Source organism: Paraburkholderia sp., assembly GCF_035501035.1.
Lineage (GTDB): Bacteria > Pseudomonadota > Gammaproteobacteria > Burkholderiales > Burkholderiaceae > Paraburkholderia.
Genome location: NZ_DATJWR010000172.1, coordinates 1 through 4694, shown reverse-complemented (window position 1 = coordinate 4694; position 4694 = coordinate 1). Strand labels below are relative to the sequence as shown.

General features: G+C 67.6%; 6 protein-coding genes and 1 pseudogene. 4 read left to right on the top strand and 3 right to left on the bottom strand.

Annotated features, from left to right (window positions below):
- A pseudogene (locus VMJ11_RS11885) lies at nt 1-178 on the top strand (tartrate dehydrogenase); the annotation flags it as partial.
- A gap of 41 nt (nt 179-219) precedes the next feature.
- Nucleotides 220-1155 (top strand): LysR substrate-binding domain-containing protein, encoded by a 936-nt coding sequence (locus tag VMJ11_RS11880; protein ID WP_325619604.1) that lies wholly within the window; start codon nt 220-222, stop codon nt 1153-1155.
- Nucleotides 1156-1283: 128 nt separating this feature from the next.
- On the opposite strand, the gene VMJ11_RS11875 is transcribed toward VMJ11_RS11880, so the two are convergent.
- Nucleotides 1284-1544: a hypothetical protein gene (locus VMJ11_RS11875; RefSeq protein WP_325619603.1), complete on the bottom strand. Its 261-nt coding sequence runs from the start codon at nt 1542-1544 to the stop codon at nt 1284-1286.
- Between the two features lie 147 nt (nt 1545-1691).
- Here VMJ11_RS11875 and VMJ11_RS11870 point away from each other — a divergent pair, with 147 nt between their 5' ends.
- Nucleotides 1692-2309 (top strand): HAD-IA family hydrolase, encoded by a 618-nt coding sequence (locus VMJ11_RS11870; RefSeq protein WP_325619602.1) that lies wholly within the window; start codon nt 1692-1694, stop codon nt 2307-2309.
- Between the two features lie 391 nt (nt 2310-2700).
- Nucleotides 2701-3390 carry a DUF4410 domain-containing protein gene (locus VMJ11_RS11865; RefSeq protein ID WP_325619601.1) on the top strand — a complete coding sequence of 230 codons (690 nt, stop codon included), beginning with the start codon at nt 2701-2703 and terminating at the stop codon, nt 3388-3390.
- 30 nt (nt 3391-3420) lie between these two features.
- On the opposite strand, the gene VMJ11_RS11860 is transcribed toward VMJ11_RS11865, so the two are convergent.
- Entirely contained in the window at nt 3421-4125 is a 705-nt protein-coding gene (locus tag VMJ11_RS11860; protein WP_325619600.1) for a glutathione S-transferase N-terminal domain-containing protein, read from the bottom strand.
- Between the two features lie 188 nt (nt 4126-4313).
- Nucleotides 4314-4625 carry a cupin gene (locus tag VMJ11_RS11855; protein WP_325619605.1) on the bottom strand — a complete coding sequence of 104 codons (312 nt, stop codon included), beginning with the start codon at nt 4623-4625 and terminating at the stop codon, nt 4314-4316.
- Nucleotides 4626-4694: the final 69 nt, after the last annotated feature.

Below are 4694 nucleotides of genomic sequence, written 5' to 3'. Positions count from 1 at the left end.
CTGGTCGGGAGCGATGATGCTCGAGTTCCTCGGCAACGGCGACGCGCAATACAAGGCCGCGCACGACGCGATCATGCAGGCCATCGAGAAGGTGCTGGTGGAAGGCCCGCGCACGCCGGATATGGGCGGCACGGCGAATACCGCGGCCCTGGGCGAAGCCGTCGCGGCCGCGTTGTGACGAAAACACCGGAAGGGGCAAGCGTACCGAAAGCGCTGAAATTGCCGAAAACAACGGCTTCGCCCGAGCTCGACGATTTGCGCGTGTTCTGCATGGTCGTGCGCAAGGCGAGCTTCAGTGCGGCGGCCGAGGCGCTTTCGGCTTCGCCTGCCTATGTGAGCAAGCGTGTGGGCGTGCTAGAGGCGCGTCTTGGCACGCGTCTTTTGCATCGGTCGACGCGGCGCGTCGCGATGACCGAGGCGGGCGAGCGCGTCTACGCCTCGGCCGGCAAGATTCTCGACGACGTCGAGCGACTCGTCGAAGACCTTTCCACGACGCGCCGCATTCCGCGCGGCACGCTGCGCGTGTCGAGCAGCTTCGGCTTCGGGCGCAACTTCGTCGCACCCGCGCTCGCGAGCCTCTCCGAACGCTATGCACAACTGAACGTGCGCCTCGAATTGTTCGACCGGCTCGTCGACGTGGTGGGTGAGGGCTTCGACCTCGACGTGCGCATCGGCGACGAGATCGCCGGACATCTGATCGCGCGGCGTCTCGCCACCAACTATCGTGTGCTATGCGCCGCGCCCGCCTATCTCGCGCGGCGCGGTGCGCCGCAGCAACTCGCGGATCTTGCCTCGCACGCGTGTCTTGCGATCAAGGAGCGCGATCATCCGTTCGGCGTCTGGCGTCTCGATGCGCACGGCGAAGCGGTATCGGTGAAAGTGGCGGGGCCGCTCTCGACCAATCACGGCGAGGTGGCCGTGCAATGGGCGCTCGCGGGGCGCGGTATCGTGCTGCGCTCGATCTGGGATGTCGCGCCGCTGCTGGAGAGTGGGCGCCTGCAGCGCGTGCTGCCCGGCGTCACGCAGCCGGCCAACGTCTGGGCCGTGTATCCGGCGCGGCTCGCGCAGTCGGCGAAAGTGCGCGTGTGCGTGAATCATCTGGAGGAAACGTTCGCGCGAATCGGGCTCGGTGTGTCCGCGAACGAGAGCGATTGAGCGGCGATTGGTTGGCGAGAGGTTGGCGAGTAGTTGGTGAATAAGGCAGCGATTAAGCGGCGGAATGTACAGCCGATAAGTGACCAATGAGCGACGCATCGCGAGCCTCGCCCAAGGCAGCAAGCACGTCACTGGCCGTCCGTGCTTTCGAGCGCCTTGCGCTCGCGCCGTTCCTCGTTGCCGCGGCGCGCGCGCATGCGCTGGCGCGACAGCACGGTGATGATCTGGCCGGTAGTGGCGTCGGCGGGAATTTCGTTGCGGATCACATTCGCCACCATCGGTAGCCCTTTGCGCTGGCGGCGCAGCGCCTGCGCGATCGCCTGGCGGCACGTCGGCCCGTGGCAATCCCATTCGTCGCGCAGTTTTCCGCAATAACGGCAGGTGTCCATGCGTTGCAGTGTAACCGGAATCGCCTGGCGGTTTCGGGGCGCGAACACGTCGCAAGCTTACGGCGCGGCGGTTTGCGCCGGTTGGCACGCGGCGGCGGTATGATCTGCAGCGGACCTTATGGGCATGTTCGGCGGCGGGAGCGGCAGATGGCGGCTATCGGCGTAGTCCTGTTCGACATGGAAGGCGTACTGTCCCACTACGACCGCGACGCGCGTGTGGCGAGCCTCGCGGCCGCGACCGGCGCGCCGCCGGAGGCCGTGCGCCATGCGATCTGGGGCTCGGGTCTCGAAGCGCGCGCCGATGCGGGCGAACTCGACCCCGATGCGTATTTGCGAGCGCTCGGCGGCATGCTCGGCTGCAAAGTGGGCCGCGACCTCTGGCTCGCCTCGCGGCGCGCCTCGATCGCGCCGAACGAAGCGGCGCTCGCGCTGGCGGCGCGGGTGGCCGCGCGTTGCCGCATCGCCGTGCTCACCAACAACTGCTCGCTCGTTACCGACCACCTCGATTATCTGAACCCGCCCGTTGCCCGGCTGTTCGGCGCGCGGATCTATTCATCGGCGGCGTTCGGCGCGGTCAAGCCCGCGGCGCAGACTTATCTGGGCTGCGTCGCGCACCTCGGCGCGCTGCCGCAGGAGACGCTTTTCATCGACGACAGCGAAGCCAACGTGACGGGCGCGCTCGACGCCGGTTTGCAGGCGCGCCACTTCAAAGATGCCGATGCACTCGCACACGACCTCCACCGGCTCGGCTTGATCGATGGCTGAGCCAGCCGGCTGGGAGGCGCCCGATTTCCTTGCGTCCAGGCGCAGCACCGTTGCGCGCCGCAACGCCGGCCACGCTCGCGCGGGCGTTCGCGGTGCGGGACTATCATCGTCGACGTGACGACGCCTCATGGAAGGCTTTACCTGCGGACCCAGCCATGAGCCGATCGCGGCATCGAAGCAACGGTCGGACTCATTGAGGCTCGCGCTGCCCGAGACTTCGCCGCCAAGGGCATTCACAGTTCCATGCGCTGTACGAAGGGATCAAGGCACCTGTCGCATGTGGCGCTCGCCGGGCAACGGCCCGCGAATGCGCACGACGCCGCACCGGCGAAGCGCCGCGGCGCACAGCAACAGGATGAACCGGATCCCTGCGAACATACGGGAGCTTGCGATGAAGATTCGACGCGGTTTCAGCCTGCTCGTGTCCGTGTGGATGTGCGCGTTCGCGCCGCACGCGCTCTCGCAGCCGTTGAGCGCGCCGGCGGGGCCTGGGCCGGCTCCGGGCGCGCCGCTCGTCTATGTGATGGATTTCGAGCTCGATGCGGCCAACGTCAAGCAGGATTCGAATCCTGTGGAGAATGCGCGGCCGCTTGGCGGCGGATTGCTGCCGAGGCCGCTGCTGCGCCATAGGGATCCGCAGGAGCAGGCGCAGGAAATCGTCACGAAGATGGCCGATGCGCTCGCGGAGGATCTGCGCGGCAAAGGACTCGACGCGCGCCGGCTCGCGAGCGGCGCGCCTCTGCCTGCGCAGGGCTGGCTCGTGCGCGGCGTGTTTCTGAGCGTCGACGAAGGGAACAGCCTGCGCCGCGCGGTGGTGGGTTTCGGCGCGGGCGCGAGCCAGATCGAGCTGGCGGTTGCCGTCGACAATCTCGCGACGCAGCCGCCCCAGCCGCTCTATCAGGTGATCGACAGCGAATCGAGCCGCGCGAAGCCGGGCGCGGGCGCGGCCATCGCGCTCAATCCCTATGTGGCGGCGGCGAAATTCGTACTCGCGCGCGCCGACGACCGCAAGAGCGTCAGCCGCGCAGCGGCCGAGGTGGCCGACGCCGTTGCGGCGCGCGTGAAAGCGGCGCCACCCTGACGCCGTGACGCGGCGCGCGCCGCGCGAGGCTCAGGGGCGCGGCGGAATGTTGAGCCCGCGCGCGACGGCCGGGCGTGCGAGAAAGGCCTCGAGCACGCGAGCGACGTTCTTGAAGTCGGCGTAGCCCACGAGGTCGCCGGCCTCGTAGAAGCCCACCAGGTTGCGCACCCACGGGAACGTGGCGATGTCGGCGATGGTGTACTCGTCGCCCATGATCCACTTGCGGCTGGCGAGGCGCTGGTCGAGCACGCCGAGCAGGCGCCGCGACTCGGCAACGTAACGGTCGCGCGGGCGCTTGTCCTCGTACTCCTTGCCGGCGAACTTGTGGAAGAAGCCCAACTGGCCGAACATCGGGCCGATGCCGCCCATCTGCAACATCACCCACTGGATCGTCTCGTAGCGCGCCGCGCCTTCGCGGGCGAGAAAGCGGCCGCATTTGTCGGCGAGATAGATCAGGATCGCGCCCGATTCGAAGAGCGCGAGCGGCTGGCCGCCGGGGCCGTCCGGATCGATGATCGCGGGAATCTTGTTGTTGGGGTTCAGCGAGAGGAATTCGGGCGTCGTCTGATCGTTGGTGTCGAAACGCACCAGATGCGGTTCATAGGCGAGGCCGCTTTCCTCCAGCATGATCGACGCCTTGACGCCATTGGGCGTGGGCAGCGAGTAGAGCTGGATGCGCTCGGGATGTTGCGCGGGCCACTTCTGGGTAATGGGGAATGCGGAAAGATTGTTCATGCGAAATCCAGGAAGTCCTTCGGGGCCAGGATAGCGGCGGTGCGAGGTGCTCGCCACCCGGGACCAGGCACGAGGGCTCGCCGCGCCCGGCGCGAATGGCGGGAACGTAGTCAGGGTGCCAAGTGTAGTGGAAATGGCGGGCGCCGTGTTTTGGCCGCACAGGGCCACGCCGGTCCACACCGGGCCGCTCACACGCTCCCTTCGCGCTCGACCACGAGGACGCGCGCCTCGCCGCGCGGGTGGGCGACATGCTCGCAGCCCACGCCCGCGAAGAACACGTCGCCGGCTTCGAGCGTCGCGACCTGCTCCACGCCGCCTTCGCGGTAGTGCATGTCGACAATGCCGTCGAGCACGGCGAACACTTCCTCACCGTCGTTGACGTGCCACTTGTACGGCTGGTCGGTCCAGTGCAGGCGCACTGTCGTGCCGTTCATGTTGGCGATGTCGAGCGCCCCCCAGGGGCGGCTGGCCGTAAAGGCTTTCGAATGGATGACTTTCATGGTTTGAAAGGTTTTCCCGCGATTGAGCGGCTTCGCCTCACGGGTTGGCTGGCAGAGATTGCGCGACGC

Bases quoted from the DNA above. Each gene is read 5' to 3' on its own strand.
- VMJ11_RS11875 (WP_325619603.1), bottom strand. From the start codon at position 1,544: ATGGACACCTGCCGTTATTGCGGAAAACTGCGCGACGAATGGGATTGC.
- VMJ11_RS11870 (WP_325619602.1), top strand. From the start codon at position 1,692: ATGGCGGCTATCGGCGTAGTCCTGTTCGACATGGAAGGCGTACTGTCC.
- VMJ11_RS11865 (WP_325619601.1), top strand. From the start codon at position 2,701: ATGAAGATTCGACGCGGTTTCAGCCTGCTCGTGTCCGTGTGGATGTGC.
- VMJ11_RS11860 (WP_325619600.1), bottom strand. From the start codon at position 4,125: ATGAACAATCTTTCCGCATTCCCCATTACCCAGAAGTGGCCCGCGCAA.
- VMJ11_RS11855 (WP_325619605.1), bottom strand. From the start codon at position 4,625: ATGAAAGTCATCCATTCGAAAGCCTTTACGGCCAGCCGCCCCTGGGGG.